Here is a 16,330-nt window from a genome sequence, read left to right on the forward strand (position 1 = left end):
ACGGCGCCCGGGTGTCTCGGCCCCTCTCCCCTCGCGGGAGAGGGGTTGGGGAGAGAGGGGAGCCGCCCCAGGGTGCTGCCCCGGCAGGCCCCGCCCTCACCCCTCCCGCGGCGGCTGCGGCAGCACGCGGTAGGCCAGTGCCCCGGCCGCCAGCATCAGCGAGATCGCGCCGAAGACGGCCTGGAAGGGCTCGATGCCCCGCGACTGCGCCGCCGTGGCGATGGCCCCGGTCACCCACTGCATCAGCGCCACGCCCAGGAACATCGCCATGGTGAACAGCGCCATGGCCCGGCCCGTGACGGCCATCGGGTAGGCGCCCTTCACGTCCGGGTACTGCAGCACCATGTAGCCCGAGAGCAGGCCGATGGCCAGGGCCAGCGCGATGTCCGCACCGGCATGCGTGTCGAAGGCCAGCACCGCGAAGAGCCCGGCGCAGACCACGGTGAAGCCGACCAACCAGCGCCGGCGCCGTGCCGCCCCCGGATCGATGCGGCCGAAGAGCGGCGGCCCGCCGATGGCGATCACCGTCATCAACAGCGCCACGTTCCCGCTGGCCATCAGCGAGAAGCCATGGCGTTGCATCAGCATCGGCCCCAGCCACAGGCCGCGCAGCGCCACGAAGGAGGCATAGGTGACCAGCGCGAGTGCCAGGATGCCCCAGGTGTGCGGCAGCAGCAGCAGGCCGGCGAAGGTGCGCACGGCGCTGCCCAACGCTTCGCGCGGCGCGTCCGCGGCCGGGGCCGGCTCATGCACGACCGCCGCGATGGCGGCCCAGGCCAGCAGCGAGGCTGCTGCCAGCACCCAGAAGCCCATGCGCCAGGAGCTGGCCTCGATCAGCCAGGCCAGCGGGGTGCCCGTGACCAGCATGCCGCAGCTGCCCAGGCCGAGGATGGCGCCCGACACCGCCGCGAAGCGCTCCGGCGCGAAGTGCCGCGCGATGAAGACGGTGCACACGAGGAAGGCCGGTGCGCAGCCGATGCCGATCAGCACCTGCCCCACCACCAGCACGCCGAAGCTGGGCGCCAGCGCCGACAGCACCGCCCCGCCGATGGCCAGCGGAAAGGCCACCAGCACGGTGCGCCGCACGCCCTGCAGGTCGATGCCGATGCCCATCAGGAGCTGCAGCGCGCCGAAGGCGAAATGGAAGGCACCGGCGAACAGGCCCAGGGCCTGCGGGCTGAGGTGGAAGTCGGCCGCCAGCGGCGCGGCCATGATGGCGGCCACGGTGCGGAAGGCCTGGCTGAGCGCGAAGCCGGTGCTCAGCACCAGCAGCATGGTCCAGGGGCTGGGGGTCGAGGCGCGGGTGGCGGGCGTGGGACGGGGCGCCGGGTCGGCGGCGCTGGCGGAAGGCGGCGGGGTCATGGGCGGCGCGTGCGCCCATCGGGTGTGGACGCGTTCTGGGTGGTGTCTCCAGCGTCGGAGCCTACCGTGAAAGCCGCCGGGGCGTGTGGCGCCTGCGAGGCAGGGGTCGGGGCGCCGATCCGTTCGCCGTGGCTGTGTCGAGGGGCCGGCCCGTGCATGTCCCGGCTTCGGCGCGCTGAGCCAGGACGGTGCGTGGGCGGCTCAGTCCGGACGGTCGGGGCTGCTCGTCCAGCCCCAGCCCAGCAGTTCGGCCAGCCGCTGCACCGTCCAGCCGGCCTCGTCGGCCGCCAGGCCGGAATCGGCACTGCGCAGGCCGTCCAGGCAGCGCTGCAGCACCTCCTGGTCGCTCACCGTGCCGCTCTGCGACAGGCCCAGGGCCTGCCCGGTCAGCAGTTGGGCCAGGTCCTCGCACAGCTCGTAGCGCTGGCGCACCACGGCCAGCGGCTCGCGCAGGCGCTGGCGGGCGTCGGCGTACAGCGCGAGGAAGGAAGGAGGGATCTCGGTCTGCTGGTCTTCGCCGTCCATGGGCACAAACAAGAAAGGGCCTCCTGCGAGACCCTGGGTGGTGAAAAGAAGGACAGGGCCCCTGTGCGGGACCCTGGACCATGAAGCGCGAGCGCCCCGAAGACCTTGCGCCGTCCGAAGGACGGCTTCATCGAAGGCCCGTCGCCGTGGTCGCCGGGCCGGCCAGCCCTGCGGCACTGCGCAGGCGCCGCCTCGGTCAGCGGCGGGAGCCTTCGGGCGGCGGGCCGCGGCGCTCGAGGTGGCGGAAGGTGATGCGGCCCTTGCTCAGGTCGTAGGGCGACATCTCCAGCGACACCTTGTCGCCCAGGATGATACGGATGTGGTTCTTGCGCACCTTGCCGCCGCTGTACGCGATGACCTCGTGGCCGTTTTCCAGCGTCACGCGGTAGCGCGAGTCGGGCAGCACTTCGGTGACCGCCCCTTGCATTTCAATCAGCTCTTCCTTCGCCATGTCGTGTGTCCTCTCGGAGGCAGGACGCCGGTACCCGAACCGGCTGCCGTTGCCGGCGCCCGAGCCTGTGTACGTGGAGAAGGCGGGCGCGAAACTGTCAGGGGTGCGTGGCGACCCACAAACGGATCGCCACGATCTCAACGCTTGAATGTCGCCACGCGCGGACAGCCCGCGCGGTGCAAAACCGCGGGATTGTAGCGGCGCAGTCGGTGGCCTGGCGCCCTTCCCAGGCCAGACGCGCCCTTGGCCGACACGCCCGGGCGTGGCCTGCGCGCACCATGCAGGCATGTCCCGCGCCTCCCGGTTGCCGCTGTCCAGCGGCGCCCCGCCCGTCTCCGCCCGCCTCAAGATCGGCCTGTCGGCCTGCTTCTCGCATGCCGATCCCAAGCGGTCGCTGTTCACCAACAAGACGCTGCAGTATGTGGAGCAGTCCATCTGCCATTGGCTGATGTCGGCCGGCGCGATGGTGGTGATGGTGCCCTGCCCCACCGGCGACACGGCGCGCGGCGACACCAGCCTGGCCCACTATGCCGAGTGGCTGGACGGGGTGGTGATGCATGGCGGCGCCGACGTGTGGCCCGGCAGCTACGGCGAGGAGCCCTTGAAGGAAGCCTGGATCGGCGACCGCATCCGCGACCTGTACGACCTGGCGCTGGTGGAGGCCTTCGAGCAGGCGGGCAAGCCGATCTTCGGGGTCTGCCGCGGGCTGCAGCTGATCAACGTGGCCTTCGGCGGCTCGCTCTACCAGGACATCGAGGAACAGCACGGCCATCCGCAGACGCTGCGCCACCGCGACCCGGTGGCCTACGACCAGAACTTCCACGGCATCGAGATCGTGCCCGGCACGCGGCTGGCGCAGATGTACCCGGGAGTGGGACAGGCGCGGGTCAACAGCATCCACCACCAGGGCATCCGGAACCTGGCACCGGGCTTCGAGGTGGAGGCCTGGAGCCTGCCGGACCATGTGCCCGAGGCGATCCGGCGCCGGCCGGACCAGGGCAGTCACAGCTACATCGCCGCGACGCAGTGGCACCCGGAGTTCCACAAGTACGGCAGCACCGAGACGATCAACGACACGCCGATCCTTCACGACTTCCTGTGGGCCTGCGCCACCGCGCGGGTGCAGCCGCACCGGCCGCTGCGCCAGATGCCGGGCCGCATCCGCGACCGCGCTTCGCGGCTGCTGCGGCAGGCGTTGTTGCGGCGGGACTGAGGGGCGGGATTCAGGTGGCGGGAGGCCGCGCTTCCCACGGTCATGGCTCGGTGGTGGCTCGATAGCTCGGGATGGCGGTGCTGACGGTTTTCCCGGGTTCGGGGTTCGGGGTTCGGGGTTCGGGGTTCGGTTCGGGGTCGGTGGCGCGAAGGGCGCGGGCACTAACCCGGCAGAGGACGCCGGCATGCGCGCTCCCGGTGCACGCTCGCGCTGACCGACTTGCCTCACCACACGGGTGCCCGCTTTCCACCGACGCGCATTCTGCACTGCACGGCGCCGCGAATGGCACCTCCGCGCGCACACCGTCATCCTCCGCCTAGACGATGCTGGCGAACCCTCCCCTTTTCGGGCCTCGGGACCTTGGGACCTTGGGACCTTGGGGCCTTGGGGCCTTGGGGGCCGTGGGCCGCAGGGCCGTGGAGTCCTGGGGGGTGGTAATTCGAGGCCAGTCGACCCAGACCGTTCGGGCTGAGCCTGTCGAAGCCTCGCGCGTCCGGGTTGTGATGATGCGGGCCAGGACGATTGGGCCATTGCGCCGCGCGCCGCTCTGCCCTTCGACAGGCTCAGGGCGAACGGATTGGTGGCCGGCGGGCACTCTCGGCCGTTCAGGCACAGCGTCCAGGCGGAGGATGCCGGTGTGCGTGCGGAGGTGCCATTCGCGGCGCCGTGCAGTGCAGAAGGCGCGTCGGTGGAAAGCGAGCACCCGTGTGGTGAGGCAAGTCGGTCAGCGCGAGCGTGCACCGGGAGCGCGCATGCCGGCGTCGTCTGCCGGGTTAGTACCCACCATCTCGCGCCCTCCAGAACCTCGCGAACCGCACTACAGTGCCCCCGGCTACCCAGCAACCCTGCCGTACCGAGGCACCAGCGCACCACGGCGCCAGGGATAGAAACTCCCCGGCCTCGGCTCCAGCTCCAGCTCCAGCTCCAGCTCCAGCTCCAGGCTCAGCTCAGCCAAGCCAAGCCAAGCCAAGCCTCAGCTCAGATCAGCCCCAGCCCCAGCCCCAGCCCCAGCCCCAGCCCCAGCCTCAGCCTTCCAGGTTCTTCCCCACGATCCCGGCCAGGTCGAACATCGACACCTGGTCGCGACCGAACAGCGGACGCAGCTTGTCGTCGGCGTTGATGGCGCGCTTGTCCTTGGCGTCCTGCAGGCCGTTGGCCTTGATGTAGTCCCACAGCTTCTTGATGACCTCGGGCCGGGCCACCGGCTCCGGGCCGATCACCGCCGCGAGCGCCGCGCTGGGCTGGCGGCCCGCGGCGGCGCTGGTCTTGCGCGGCGCCTTGGGGGCCGCCGCTTTCTTGGCCGCCGGGGCCTTGGCGGCGGTCTTCGTCGCACTCTTTGCAGCCGCCTTCTTGGCAGCGGGCGCGCGGGCCGGCGCGGCCGAGGCCGTCTTGCGCGGCGGGAACTTGGAAGTGCGCGGCTCGAATTCGAAGGTCACCTTGCCCTCTTCCGCATTCCAGGCCAGGAAGGCCTTGAAGGAGCGGCGCGTTCGCATGCTGACGAACTTGTCCAGCAGGTCGGTCTTGCCGGTGGCCAGCAGCTTGCGCATCTGCTCCTCTTCCACCGGCTGCTGCAGGATCACCTTGCCGGTCTTGAAGTCGCAGCTGGGCGTGGGATGGTCGGCCGTGGGCACCGAGCGTTCGCACACATAGTTGGCACCCAGTTCGTGCACGCCCGCGCCGCACTTGGGGCAGGGGCCCAGCGAGGGCGCGGCGCCGAAGTCGATGATCTCGCCGGTCTCGGCCGGGTCCTTGCCGTCGTCGCCGAAGTCGAACTCCAGCTTCCAGTTGTTGTCCTCGTCGCTGTGCTTGAGCACGATCTCGGCCACGAAAGGCCAGCCCGCCTTGGAGCGGAAGCCCTCCAGCGGGCCGATGTGCTTGTCGCGCACCAGCTGCTCGGCCTCGGCCAGCTCGAAGGTGCGGCCAGCCGGCGACTTGGTGAAGGAGAAGCCGCAGGCGTCCTGCCCGCTGCCCGACTTGCCGGTGCAGGCGAAGCGCCGGTAGTTCTCGCGCACGATGCCGCCGCAGTTGGGGCACGGCGCCGACAGCGTGGCGTAGTCGCCGGGCACGGTGTCGCGGTCGTATTCCTTGGCCTTGCGCACGATGTGCTCGGTCATGCGGGCGATCTCGCGCATGAACTCGTCACGGCTCAGGTGGCCCTGCTCCATCTGCGCGAGCTTGTATTCCCATTCGCCCGTGAGCTCGGGCTTGGAGAGTTCCTCCACGCCCAGGCCGCGCAGCAGCGTCGTCAGCTGGAAGGCCTTGGCGGTGGGGATCAGCTCGCGGCCCTCGCGCAGCATGTACTTCTCGTTCAGCAGGCCTTCGATGATGGCGGCGCGGGTGGCCGGCGTGCCCAGGCCCTTCTCCTGCATGGCCTCGCGCAGCTCGTCGTCGTCCACGAGCTTGCCGGCGCCTTCCATGGCGCCCAGCAGTGTGGCTTCGCTGTAGCGCGCAGGCGGGCGGGTCTTGAGGGCCTTGACCTCGGCGCTCTCGGTGTTCACCTGTTCGCCGGGCTTGACGGGCACCAGCGTCTTGCCGTCCTTCTCGTCCTCGTCGGTGGCGGCTTCCTTGCCGTAGATGGCGAGCCAGCCCGGCTTGACCAGCACCTTGCCGTCGGAGCGGAAGCTGTGCTTTTTGCCCCCGGCCTCCACCGTGCTGACGCGGGTCGTGACCTGGAATTCGGCGCTGGGGAAGAACACCGACAGAAAGCGTCGCACCACGAAGTCATACAGCTTCTGCTCGGCCTCCGACAGCCCGCTGGGCGCCTGCAGCGTGGGGATGATGGCGAAGTGGTCCGACACCTTGGCGTTGTCGAACACGCGCTTGGTGGGCTTGACGTAGTTCTGGTCGATGGCCTGCTGCGCGAAAGGCGCCAAGTGGCGCATGCCGCTGTGGGCCAGCATGCCCATCGTGTCCTTGACCACCGGCAGGTAGTCCTCGGGCAGGGCGCGCGAGTCCGTCCGCGGATAGGTCAGGGCCTTGTGGCGCTCGTACAGCGACTGGGCCAGCGCCAGCGTCGTCTTGGCCGAAAAGCCGAAGCGGCTGTTGGCCTCGCGCTGCAGCGAAGTGAGGTCGAACAGCAGCGGGCTGGCCTGGGTGGTGGGCTTGCTCTCTTCGGTGACGGTGGCGGGACGGCCGCGCACCGCCTCGGCAATGGCGCGGGCCTCGGCGGCCGTCCACAGGCGGTCGGCGCGCTGCTCGGGGTCGGGCTCGCCATTGGGCAGCAGCGGGGCGTTGGCCTTCTTCCAGGCCGGATCGAAATACTTGCCCGGGTACTGGCCGGCCTGCGCCTGGAAGACGGCATGGATCTCCCAGTAGTCGCGGCTGACGAACTTGCGGATCTGCTCCTCGCGCTCGACCACGATGGACAGCGTGGGCGTCTGCACCCGGCCGACGGTGGTCAAAAAGAAGCCGCCGTCGCGCGAGTTGAAGGCCGTCATGGCCCGCGTGCCGTTGATGCCCACCAGCCAGTCGGCCTCGGAGCGCGAGCGGGCGGCGTCGGCCAGGCCCTGCATCTCGCGCTCGGAGCGCAGGCGGTCGAAGCCGTCGCGGATGGCCTGCGGCGTCATCGACTGCAGCCAGAGACGGCGGATCGGCTTGCCCAGCGGCTTGGCGCCGCCGGCGTACTGCTCGATCAGGCGGAAGATCAGCTCGCCCTCGCGGCCCGCGTCGCAGGCATTGACCAGCTGCGTCACGTCCTTGCGGCGCGCCAGCCGCACCACGGCGTTCAGGCGGCCCTTGGTCTTGTCCACGGGCTTGAGGTCGAAGTGCGGCGGGATCACCGGCAGGTGGGCGAAGCTCCACTTGCCGCGCTTGACGTCGTACTGCTCGGGGGCCTGGATCTCCACCAGGTGGCCCACGGCGCTGGTCACCACGTAGTTGTCGTTCTCGAAATGCTCGTCGTGCTTGTCGAACTTGCCGGACACGGGCGTGAGTGCGCGCACGATGTCCTGCGCCACCGACGGCTTTTCCGCAATCACCAAGGTCTTCGTCATCTGGAAATCTCTCATGGGCAAGAGCCGCCAGGGGCCCGGACGGACCGGCACCTTCGGGGACAAAACACCGGCGCCCACGACGGGCGGCGGCGGCCGGCGACGCGCCGGACGGCTCTCTATACTCTGCGCCTCTCGCGCACGTGCGCATGCGCGCACATGTGCACATCTCAAGCTATCAGAACTCGGCGATGCCCTCCAAATCCCCTTCTTCGCCCGCACCCTCTTCCGGCCGCCGCATCCAGACCCGGCGCTCCGGCGTGCATGGCAAGGGGGTGTTCGCGACGCAGGACATCGCGGCCGGCGAGCTGGTGATCGAGTACACCGGCGAGGTCATCAGCTGGAAGGAGGCGCTGCGGCGCCATCCGCACGACCCGGCCCAGCCCAACCACACCTTCTACTTCCACATCGATGACAAGCATGTGATCGACGGGAAGGTGCACGGCAACTCGGCCAAGTGGATCAACCACTCCTGCGGGCCCAACTGCGAGACCGAGGTCGAGGACGGCCGCGTGTTCATCCGCGCCCTGCGCGACATCGCCGCGGGCGAGGAACTCAATTACGACTACGGCCTGGTGATCGACTCGCCGTACACGCCCGAGCTGCTGGCCGACTTCCCCTGCTGGTGCGGCTCGCCCGACTGCCGCGGCACGCTGCTGGCGCCGCCGGAGGACGCCGAGGCCGTGCCCGGCAAGGGCGCCAAGAAGAAGGACAGGAAGGCGAAGAAGGCCAAGTCCGGCAAGAAGGCCGTCAAGGCCGAGAAGTCCGCAAAGACGGCGAAGTCGGGCAAGAAGGCCGCCAAGAAGGCGGATGCCGGCGGCAAGGCCCGCAAGAAGAAGGCGAAGGACAAGGCCTGATGGCCGCCACGGCATCGATCTGGCCCGTCGACGCGCTGCAGCAGGCCCTGGCCGCGCAGCTGCCCGGCCTGCGGGTCGAGGCGGTGGACGAGATCGACTCCACCAACACCGAGCTCATGCGCCGCGCCCGCGCCGGCGACACACGCCCCGTGCTGCTGGTGGCCGAGCGCCAGACGGCCGGCCGCGGGCGCCTGGGCCGGCAGTGGGAAAGCGGTGAGCCGCAGGCCCCGGCTGCCTCGCTCACCTTCTCGCTGTCCCTGCCGCTGTCGCCGCGCAGCTGGTCGGGCCTGTCGCTGGCCGTGGGCGTGAGCGCTGCCGAGTCGCTCGATCCGCTGGGCAACGCCGGCGTGCAGATCAAGTGGCCCAATGACCTGTGGGTGCAGGACCGCAAGCTGGCCGGCATCCTGATCGAGACGGCCTCCACCGGCCACGCTGCGGCGGGTCCGCGGCAGGTGGTGATCGGCATCGGCATCAACATCGGCCCCCGGCCCGCCGATGCCATGCGCACGCCGCCCGCCTGGGTGCGCCAGTGGGCGTCGCAGGCCGAGCCGGCCAGCGTGCTGCTGGCCGTGGCACCGGCACTGCTCGCCGAGGTGCTGCGCTTCGCCGACGAGGGGTTTGCGCCCGTGGCGCCGCGCTTTGCGGCGCGCGACGCCCTGCTGGGCCGCGACGTGCACCTGAGTGACGGCACCGCCGGCCATTGCGAAGGCGTGGCGCCGGGCGGCGAGCTGCGCATCGCCACCGCCGCCGGCCTGCGGCTGGTGGACAGCGCCGAGGTCAGCGTGCGGCCCGTGGGCCAGGCCTTCTGAGCGGCCCATGGTGCTGCGCCTGTTCGTCCTCGTCCTGGTGCTGGCCAACGCTGGCTACTTCCTGTGGGCCCGCGGCGACCTGGCCGGCTTCGGCTGGGTCCCCGCCAGCCTGCGCGAGCGCGAACCCCAGCGCCTCAACACCCAGATCCGGCCCGAGCTGCTGCAGGTGCGCCCCGCACCGGCCGACGCGCCGGCGGCCCCCGCACCCGAACCCGCCAGCTCTTCGCCGGCCCGCTGAGCGGCCGCGTCTCAGCCTTCCGGAGGCTCCGTGTCGAAGCGCACGGTGAAGCGCGTCCCCGGCGGGTGCTGGCCCGGATGCGCCTCCTGCAGCAGCACCTGCGCCCGGTGCTGGCCGGCGATCTCGCGCACGATGGGCAGGCCCAGGCCCGAGCCGTCGGCCTCGTTGCCCAGCACGCGGTAGAAGGGCTCGAACACCAGTTCGCGCTCGGCCTCGGGGATGCCGGGGCCGTTGTCCTCCACCTGCAGCAGCAGCACATGGCCGAACGGGTCGGCCAGCACGCGCGCCGTGATCACGCCAGGGCGAGCCGGCGTGGAGCTCGTGTAGTTGATGGCGTTGTCCAGCAGGTTGCGGATCAGCTCGCGCAGCAGGGTGGGGTTGCCCGACAGCATCACGCCGGCCGCGCCCGGCTGCGCGCCGTCGTAGCCCAGGTCCAATGACTTGTCCATGGCGCGCGGCAGCAGCTCGCGCACGGCGTCGATGGTCAGGCGCGCCAGGTCGCAGGGCTGGCGCGCCAGCACGCCCGCGCCGCCCTCAGCCCGTGCCAGGGCCAGCAACTGATTCACCGTGTGGGTGGCGCGCATGCTGGCGCGGCCGATCTGCTTGAGCGACTGCTTGAGTTCGTCGGCATTGGCGCCCTCGCGCTGGGCCAGGTCGGCCTGCATGCGCAGGCCAGCCAGCGGCGTCTTGAGCTGATGGGCCGCGTCGGCCAGGAAGCGCTTCTGTGTGCCGATGGAGTCGTGCAGCTTGGTCAGCAGCTCGTTGAGCGAGGACACCAGCGGCGCCACCTCCAGCGGGATCGAGGTGGCGTCGATGGGCCGCAGGTCGTCGGGCTCGCGCTCGCGGATGCGGTCTTCCACCACCGACAGCGGCTTGATGCCGCGGGCCAGCGCGATCCACAGCAGCATGACGCCCAGCGGCACCAGCGCGAACTGGGGCAACAGCACGCCGGTGATGATCTCGCGCGCATGCGCGGCCTGGCGGGCGCGGGTCTCGGCCAGTTGCACCAGCAACAGGCCGGCACCGTCCGCCCCCTCGGGCTCGGTGATGGTCTCGGGCAGGTCCGACGAACCTTCGGTGGCCAGCGCGACGCGGCCGGTGAGTGCCAGGCCGGCCGTGCCCGGACGCACCCACAGGTGGGCGATGCGCACCTCGCGGCCCTGCATCTGGCCGTCGTCGATGTAGACCACGCCGGGGACGGGGGTCTGGGCCAGATGCGGCCCGGGCAGGCCCCCGGTGCCGGCCAGCCGCCGGCCCTGGGCATCCAGCACCTGGAACCAGACACGGTCGTCCTCGCTGCCGCGCAGCACCTCGGTGACCAGCGGCGGCACGTCGGGTGCGCGGCCCTGGGCGGCGGCGCGTGCGGCTTCGGCAGCGATCAGCCGCACGCCGTGGGCAAGCGCCCGGTCGTAGGGCGCGTTGGCGATGCCCTGCGCCACCAGCCAGGTCAGGCCGATGCTCAGCAGGATGAGCACGATGGCCGGCGCCAGCAGCGAATCGAGGATCTCGCCGAAGAGGGAGTTCTGGGCGCGCTGGAAGAGCTTCATGCCGGGGTGTCGAAGGATGGCGTTCCCGCCGGTCGGGCCAAAGGCGACACGGCGGCCGACGGCGTGCGACGCAGGCGGCGGGCGCCTGTCGGTGCAGCCCGCATCAGCCGTCGATCTTTTCCAGGCAGTAGCCCAGGCCCCGCACGGTGGCGATGCGGATCGGGCCCTTCTCGATCTTCTTGCGCAGGCGGTGCACGTAGACCTCGATGGCATTGAAGCTCACCTCTTCGCCCCATTCGCACAGGTGCTCCACCAGCTGGTCCTTGCTGACCAGGCGGCCGGCGCGCTGCAGCAGCACCTCCAGCAGGCCGAGTTCGCGCGCGGACAGCTCGACCATCTTGCCGTCGATGGTGGCCACGCGGCCGGCCTGGTCGTAGACCAGCGGCCCGTGCCTGATGGCGTTGCTGGTGGCGCCCATGCCGCGGCGCGTGAGGGCGCGCACCCGCGCCTCCAGCTCCTGCAGCGAGAAGGGCTTGGCCATGTAGTCGTCGGCGCCGTGGTCCAGGCCCTTGACGCGCTCCTCCACCGAGTCGGCGGCGGTGAGCACCAGCACCGGCACCTGCGAGCCACGCGCCCGCAGGCGCTTGAGCACCTCCAGCCCGTGCAGCTTGGGCAGGCCCAGGTCGAGGATGAGCAGGTCGAACTCGTTGTTGGTCATGAGCGCCGCATCGGCCTGCGGGCCGGTGGCCACATGGTCGACGGCCGCGCCCGAGGTGCGCAGGCTGCGCAGCAGGGCATCGGCAAGCACCTGGTCGTCTTCGGCGATGAGGATGCGCATGGGGGCTCTCTGGAGGGTGGCGGATTCTAGGAGCCGCAATAGGCTTCGAGCCCCAGGGCAACCACGGTCGCGACCTCCTCGCCCACGCTGGCGCGGAACTCGGCCTCGGCCCGCGCGACGCAGCGGCGGAAGGCCTCCAGCCAGGCCAGGCCGTCGGCGGTGAAGACGATTCGCCGGGCCCGCGCGTCCAGCGGATCGGCCTCGCGCCGCACCAGGCCCCAGGCCTCGCACTGGTCCACCAGCGCGCCCATGGCCTGCTTGGTCATGCCGGCCGACTCGGCCAGCTCACCCAGCCGCGAGCCGCCGCGTGCCAGGTGGCGGGTGATGTGGATGTGCGCCGCCGTCACCTGCTGGCGCGCCGCCAGGTTGGACAGCGCCAGCGGCACGTCCACGTCATGCGCCATCAACTCGTAGACGCGGGCGTCGAAGCGCCGCATGGCATGGCCCAGCAGGCGGCCCAGGTGGGTCTGGCGCCAGTCGTCGTCCTTGGGCTCTGGAAGGTCCATGGCCGATAGTAAGCCAAACTGACGAAAAAATGGCTTGGCAGGAAGATACTCGCCCCTACACTACTGTTCAAGCATCCAGCCTGTAGATCAAGACAGGCACCCATCCACACCTCAAGGAGTCACTCATGGACGCACCCGTCAAGGCCGCCAACAGCGAAAAGGCCAAGGCCCTGCAGGCCGCACTGGCCCAGATCGAAAAGCAGTTCGGCAAGGGCACCATCATGCGCCTGGGCGAGGGCGAGAAGATCGAGGACATCCAGGTCGTCTCCACCGGCTCGTTGGGCCTGGACATCGCGCTGGGCGTCGGCGGCCTGCCCCGCGGCCGCGTGATCGAGATCTACGGCCCGGAATCGTCCGGCAAGACCACGCTCACGCTGCAGGTCATCGCCGAGATGCAGAAGCAGGGCGGCCAGTGCGCCTTCGTGGATGCGGAGCATGCGCTGGACATCCAATATGCCCAGAAGCTGGGCGTGACCGTGTCGGACCTGCTGATCAGCCAGCCCGACACCGGCGAGCAGGCGCTCGAAATCGTCGACAGCCTGGTGCGCTCGGGCGCCGTGGACCTGATCGTGGTCGACTCGGTGGCCGCACTCACGCCCAAGGCCGAAATCGAGGGCGAGATGGGCGACAGCCTCCCCGGCCTGCAGGCCCGCCTGATGAGCCAGGCGCTGCGCAAGCTGACCGCCACGATCAAGAAGACCAACTGCATGGTCATCTTCATCAACCAGATCCGCATGAAGATCGGCGTGATGTTCGGCAGCCCCGAGACCACCACCGGCGGCAACGCGCTGAAGTTCTACGCCTCGGTGCGCCTGGACATCCGCCGCACCGGCACCATCAAGAAGGGCGACGAGGCCATCGGCAACGAGACCAAGGTCAAGGTGGTCAAGAACAAGGTGAGCCCGCCCTTCAAGACGGCCGAGTTCGACATCCTCTTCGGCGAGGGCATCAGCCGCGAAGGCGAGATCATCGACATGGGCGTCACGGCGCGCATCGTCGAGAAGTCGGGCGCCTGGTATGCCTACAACGGCGAGAAGATCGGCCAGGGACGCGACAACGCCCGCGAGTTCCTGCGCGAGAACCCGGCCCTGGCCGTGGAGATCGAGAACAAGGTGCGCGACAGCCTGGGCATCAGCCTGCTGCCCACCGACGGCGTGGTGGACGCGCCCGACGCGGAGTAATCCGGCATGTGGAGGGCGTCCGGGCGCCCCCGCGCCCCGGACGGGCGCGCCCCGCAGGACGACACGCCGCCCGACCGCACCACGGGCCTGCGCCAGGCCCGCGGCCCGCGTGCACCGGCCACGGACGGCGCGGAGGCTGCGCCCGCGCGCCGGCGGCCAACGCTGTCGCTCAAGGGCCGCGCCCTGCAGCTGCTCAGCCGCCGTGAGCATTCACGGCTGGAGCTGGAGCGCAAGCTGGCCGCGCACGAGGCCGAGCCGGGCGAGCTGGCCCGGGTGCTCGACGAACTGCAGGCGCGCGGCTTCATCGACGAGCAGCGGGTGATCGATTCGCTGCTGCACCAGCGCGGCGGGCGGCTGGGCAGCAGTCGCCTGCGCCAGGAACTCGCCGCCAAGGGGGTGGACGCCGAGGCCGCCGCCCACGCGCTGGCCGGGCTGAAGGAATCGGAGCCCGAACGCGCCCGCGCCCTGTGGCTGCGGCGCTTCGGCGAACCCCCGGCCGACGCCCGCGAGCGGGGCCGGCAGATGCGCTTCCTGATGGCGCGGGGCTTCTCGGCAGAGGTGGCGGCACGCGCCATGCGCGCACCGCCCGACGAAGACGAGGCCGACGGGCGCTGAAGCCCCGGCCCGCCGGCCACCTCGGCGCCGCGCATCAGGACGCGGACGCGCCGCCAGACCGGCGCGCCCCGCCGCCCGCTCGGCGGGCAACCCGCCTCACTGCAGCTTGTAGAGCCCGATCAGCTTGCTCACACCCACCTGCCGCGCGTTGCGCGCATAGAACTGCAGGCTGTTGATGGTGGTGCCCTGCGCATATTGCGTGGAGTCGCCCGCATCGCAGTGCTTGTCGCCGACCGACTGGGACGAGCAGCCGATCACCACCGTGCGCTGGGTGCTGCGCACCGTGGCGCTGTCGTTGAAGCGGTTGCCCTGCTGGCCGGCGACGGTGCTGCCGAAGGGCGCGAAGCCGTAGACGGTGATCGAGGTCGGCGCCAGCGCGCCGGCAGGCACGATCCAGCCATCGGTGCCGCCGGTGGCACTGAGGTCCACCACGTTGCGCTCGTTCTGCGAGGGCGCGCCGAACAGGACGTAGCCGGTCGCGGCCGTTTCGGCGATCAGCTCCGCGCGGCTGCTGTCAGGCAGCGAGGGCATCGGCAGCTGGCGCAACTCGCCGATGGTCAGGGCGCGCGACAGGGTGCGGTAGCTCTGCTCCACCGACGGCTTGCTGGTGTCGGCATGGAAGAAGGTCATCGTCCAGCGGCCCTGGTTGCCATAGGCGCGGATGTCATCCTCGCTGGCCTGCGGATTGACAAAGTACAGGCTGGATTCGCGGTCGGCAGGATTGCCGGTCGTCGTGCTGGAGGCGTACTCGCCGCGCACGCGCAGCACCGAGGTGCCGGTCGGCGTGCCGTCGCCCCGCTGGATGACCAGGAAGGACAGCCCCGCCTGCGGCACATAGGTGAGCGTCTTGCCGCTGGGCGTGAGCACCTCGACCCGGCTGAAGACCGGATTGCCGCTGCCGTCGGTGCGGTTGTTGATGTTGATGTCGTAGCCCGTGCCGTAGGAGCTGTAGGCCGGCGAATTGAGCAGGTCGCGGTGCTGCGCGTAGGGCGTGACGCTGGCCGCGTAGTCGTAGCCGTTGCCCACCAGCTTGAGCGCGCCATCCACCTGTCGGACCGCCAGCGTGTCGAAATCGCTGTTGCCCTGGCGGTCTTCCCAGCGGTAGCTCAGCACCAGATCGCCATTGCCCCGCACGAACGCCACGTTGCCCCGGCCGAAGGTCATGCCGGTGGCGCCGCTGCGGAACAGGCTGGCCCAGGCGCCGTTGTTGTTCGCGTTGCGGCCCACGCGCTGGCCGCTCTGGTAATAGGTGGCCGGGTCGTCGCTCAGGAAGAGCTGCCGACAGGCCGGCGCCACCACGTCGGCCGCCCCGCCCACGGCCGTCCCGCTGTCGCTGGAGGCGGTGCCCACGCGCTGGGTCAGCGGCAGGGCATAGCAGGCCGTGATGCGCTGCATCAGCGCGGCCACCACGTCGGGCGGCGGCAGCTGCGCCACCTGCACGTTGGCGGGCAGCGCAGGAATCTCTGTGTCGCTGCTGCGGAAGCTGATCGCCACCGGCACGCCATCGGCCGTCTTGACCGTGATCTCGATGTTCGCCGCCGTGCCGTCGGCACGGCTGCTGACGCTGAGCGCGTCCAGCAGCTTGTCCTGACCGGTGCCATCGGCCACCAGCGTGTCGGTCAGCGGATTGGCGGCGCTCACGCCCAGCGCGGCCAGCACGGGCTGCAGCGCCGCATTGAGCTGGGCGACCTGGCGGGCCAGGGCCTCGGCCGTGATCGGCGCGGGACTGGCCGTCAGGCTGTCCGGGTTGCCGTCGGGTGCCAGGCGCGAGACCACGACCGTGGTCAGCGGCGTGACGTTGGCCGTGCCTTCGACTTTCACCGCCGCGCTGTAGAGCACCTCGTCGTCGCGCGAGACGCGCACCAGCAGCGGCGCCTGCGTGCCCGCCGGCAGCACGCAGCTGTAGCCGCCCTGGGCCTGGGTCTCGGTCGAGCAGACCACCTGGCCGCCCGCATCGGTCACCCGGACGACGGCACCCGCGAAGGGAGCGCCGGTGGCCGCGACGCCCGTGAGGACGGTGGCGGCCGGGGCGGGCGCAGGGGCCGGGGCCGGCGCAGCGCCATCGCCCGAACTGGTGGGCAGCAGCGCGAAGCCACCGCCACCTCCGCCGCCGCCCCCGCAGGCGGACAGCGCGCAGACCAGGACGGTCGAGGCCAGCCACACGGGCCGGCGGACAAAGGAAGGGAATTCGGACGGGGTCACACCCATGGATCGGCTCCTCATTGAATGAACGATTGGTGATGCCGCGCGGCCGCGGAC

14 protein-coding genes are annotated in these 16,330 nt (G+C 70.8%); 6 read left to right on the forward strand and 8 right to left on the reverse strand.

Features of this window, described 5'->3' with window-relative positions:
• Positions 1-96: 96 nt before the first annotated feature.
• The 3 genes from L0984_RS09020 to infA form a co-directional block, all read right to left on the reverse strand.
• Complete coding sequence (locus L0984_RS09020) at positions 97-1,362, reverse strand: MFS transporter (RefSeq protein WP_370645916.1); 1,266 nt, start codon at positions 1,360-1,362, stop codon at positions 97-99.
• A 201-nt stretch (positions 1,363-1,563) separates the two neighbouring features.
• Positions 1,564-1,893, reverse strand: coding sequence for a hypothetical protein (locus tag L0984_RS09025; RefSeq protein ID WP_370645938.1), 330 nt, complete (start codon positions 1,891-1,893; stop codon positions 1,564-1,566).
• 190 nt (positions 1,894-2,083) lie between these two features.
• Complete coding sequence (infA, locus tag L0984_RS09030) at positions 2,084-2,338, reverse strand: translation initiation factor IF-1 (RefSeq protein ID WP_017757760.1); 255 nt, start codon at positions 2,336-2,338, stop codon at positions 2,084-2,086.
• 286 nt (positions 2,339-2,624) lie between these two features.
• On the opposite strand from infA, the gene L0984_RS09035 reads away from it, so the two are divergent.
• Positions 2,625-3,551: a gamma-glutamyl-gamma-aminobutyrate hydrolase family protein gene (locus L0984_RS09035; RefSeq protein WP_234193367.1), complete on the forward strand. Its 927-nt coding sequence runs from the start codon at positions 2,625-2,627 to the stop codon at positions 3,549-3,551.
• A gap of 1,025 nt (positions 3,552-4,576) precedes the next feature.
• Here L0984_RS09035 and L0984_RS09040 read toward each other — a convergent pair.
• Positions 4,577-7,543 carry a DNA topoisomerase III gene (locus tag L0984_RS09040; protein WP_234193368.1) on the reverse strand — a complete coding sequence of 989 codons (2,967 nt, stop codon included), beginning with the start codon at positions 7,541-7,543 and terminating at the stop codon, positions 4,577-4,579.
• Between the two features lie 188 nt (positions 7,544-7,731).
• Here L0984_RS09040 and L0984_RS09045 point away from each other — a divergent pair, with 188 nt between their 5' ends.
• Genes L0984_RS09045 through L0984_RS09055 form a run of 3 tightly spaced genes read left to right on the forward strand, consistent with a single transcriptional unit; the run spans position 7,732 to position 9,444 of the window.
• Positions 7,732-8,397, forward strand: a complete 666-nt coding sequence (locus L0984_RS09045) for an SET domain-containing protein (protein WP_234193369.1) — start codon at positions 7,732-7,734, stop codon at positions 8,395-8,397.
• Positions 8,397-9,206 carry a biotin--[acetyl-CoA-carboxylase] ligase gene (locus tag L0984_RS09050; protein ID WP_234193370.1) on the forward strand — a complete coding sequence of 270 codons (810 nt, stop codon included), beginning with the start codon at positions 8,397-8,399 and terminating at the stop codon, positions 9,204-9,206. Before L0984_RS09045 ends, L0984_RS09050 begins: the two co-directional genes overlap by 1 nt.
• A 7-nt stretch (positions 9,207-9,213) precedes the next feature.
• Positions 9,214-9,444 carry a sporulation protein gene (locus L0984_RS09055; RefSeq protein WP_234193371.1) on the forward strand — a complete coding sequence of 77 codons (231 nt, stop codon included), beginning with the start codon at positions 9,214-9,216 and terminating at the stop codon, positions 9,442-9,444.
• An 11-nt stretch (positions 9,445-9,455) separates the two neighbouring features.
• On the opposite strand, the gene L0984_RS09060 is transcribed toward L0984_RS09055, so the two are convergent.
• From L0984_RS09060 to L0984_RS09070, 3 genes are all read right to left on the reverse strand, one after another.
• Entirely contained in the window at positions 9,456-10,991 is a 1,536-nt protein-coding gene (locus L0984_RS09060) for a sensor histidine kinase (protein ID WP_234193372.1), read from the reverse strand.
• Between the two features lie 103 nt (positions 10,992-11,094).
• On the reverse strand, positions 11,095-11,769 hold the full coding sequence (locus tag L0984_RS09065; protein ID WP_076507056.1) for a response regulator transcription factor: 675 nt from the start codon (positions 11,767-11,769) through the stop codon (positions 11,095-11,097).
• Between the two features lie 26 nt (positions 11,770-11,795).
• Positions 11,796-12,275, reverse strand: a complete 480-nt coding sequence (locus tag L0984_RS09070; RefSeq protein WP_234193373.1) for a MarR family winged helix-turn-helix transcriptional regulator — start codon at positions 12,273-12,275, stop codon at positions 11,796-11,798.
• Between the two features lie 125 nt (positions 12,276-12,400).
• On the opposite strand from L0984_RS09070, the gene recA reads away from it, so the two are divergent.
• Together recA and recX are read left to right on the forward strand one after the other, a co-directional pair.
• Positions 12,401-13,456: a recombinase RecA gene (gene recA / locus L0984_RS09075; protein ID WP_017760563.1), complete on the forward strand. Its 1,056-nt coding sequence runs from the start codon at positions 12,401-12,403 to the stop codon at positions 13,454-13,456.
• A gap of 6 nt (positions 13,457-13,462) precedes the next feature.
• Entirely contained in the window at positions 13,463-14,071 is a 609-nt protein-coding gene (gene recX, locus L0984_RS09080) for a recombination regulator RecX (RefSeq protein ID WP_370645917.1), read from the forward strand.
• A 96-nt stretch (positions 14,072-14,167) separates the two neighbouring features.
• Here recX and L0984_RS09085 read toward each other — a convergent pair whose 3' ends face one another.
• Positions 14,168-16,279 carry a carboxypeptidase regulatory-like domain-containing protein gene (locus L0984_RS09085; protein WP_234193374.1) on the reverse strand — a complete coding sequence of 704 codons (2,112 nt, stop codon included), beginning with the start codon at positions 16,277-16,279 and terminating at the stop codon, positions 14,168-14,170.
• Positions 16,280-16,330 lie beyond the last annotated feature (51 nt).

The sequence above is a fragment of the Pseudacidovorax sp. NFM-22 genome, assembly GCF_021401245.1.
Lineage (GTDB): Bacteria > Pseudomonadota > Gammaproteobacteria > Burkholderiales > Burkholderiaceae_C > Xenophilus.